The 1,380-nt window shown below is 45.5% G+C and carries 1 protein-coding gene; it reads left to right on the forward strand.

The window, feature by feature from the left end:
* The coding region (locus tag B7X71_RS16915) for a 4Fe-4S binding protein (RefSeq protein WP_293601597.1) at positions 1-1,380 on the forward strand (1,380 nt) is incomplete at both ends.

Below are 1,380 nucleotides of genomic sequence, written 5' to 3' on the forward strand. Positions count from 1 at the left end.
TAAGCTGGATGGATATTTAGGTAAATTTTCAGTCGACTGGAATTTGCAAAATCCAATCGATCCAGAGATGTGCACACGCTGCGGAGCTTGCGTTGAGGTTTGTCCAGAAGGTGCCATTGATGATTCGTTTCAGATTGATCTAGATAAATGCAAATCCCATCGCGCTTGCGTCACAGCCTGCGCTGGTATTGGTGCCATTAATTTTGATCGCGCAGAGCGTCAACGTAATGCTGAATTTGATTTGATTATGGATCTACGCGCTGATCCTCAGATGCGCATGAGTCAAACTCCACAAGGCTACTTTGCCCCTGGAAAAGATCCGCTTGAGCAAGCCTTGGTGGCAAACGAATTATTAGGTTTAGTTGGCGAGTTTGAAAAGCCAAAATACTTTGCTTATAACGAAAAGATTTGTGCTCACGGGCGCAATGGCAAAGTAGGTTGCAGTGCTTGTATCGATGTGTGTTCAACAGGCGCTATTTCTTCCTTATTCAAAAGCGGGCAGGGCACGGTAGAAGTCAATCCGAATTTATGTATGGGTTGTGGTGCTTGTTCAACTGTATGTCCATCGGGTGCGATGCGCTACAACTATCCAAGTGTGACCCATCAAGGTAAAGAGATTAAAACGCTTGCTAATGTATTTGCTGCAGAGAGTGCTAAGGTAAAACAATCGCAAGCGCCTGCTTTGCTGTTGCATTCGCTCAAGGTAGGAACTCAAGCTTTAGATTCCCTTGGACGCTTAGCGCATTTAAGACCAAAGCAATTTGAGGCATTGCCATCTTATGTATTGCCTTACGGAGTTGAGCATATCGCCTCCACTGGTTTAGATCTATGGCTTGGTGCGCTTAGCTATGGTTTTGCTGAAGTCATTCTGCTGCTCACGGGTGATGAAGATCCAGCTTATCGCGCCGCACTAGAAACCCAAGCCGATTTGGGTAATGCAATTTTGGCTGCTTATGGATTTGACGCTAGATTCTCGCTGATTCAACTTGACTCGATAGAAGACTTGCAGCCTGTATCTGCTGCAATGGGCAAGCTGCGTCAACGCGGTTCTTTGCCAGCAATTTGTTCGCCTGCTAGTTTTGGTTTGGGTAACCAGAAGCGTGAAACTATTGAAATGGTTTTGGAGCATTTGCAAAAGCAAGCTAAAACACCACTTCCTGCTGGTGGGGCTGCTTTACCAAAATCTTCCTTCTTGGGTGGCATCAATATTAATAAGGATGCCTGCACGCTTTGCATGTCATGTGTGGGCAGTTGCCCTGAAGGAGCATTGCTAGATAACTTAGATGAACCCAAACTTTCTTTTATAGAAAAGCAATGTGTTCAATGCGGCATTTGCGTTCAAACTTGCCCAGAACAAGCGCTGTCTTTAGCTCCCCGTTT

The organism is Polynucleobacter sp. 39-46-10 (genome assembly GCF_002282275.1).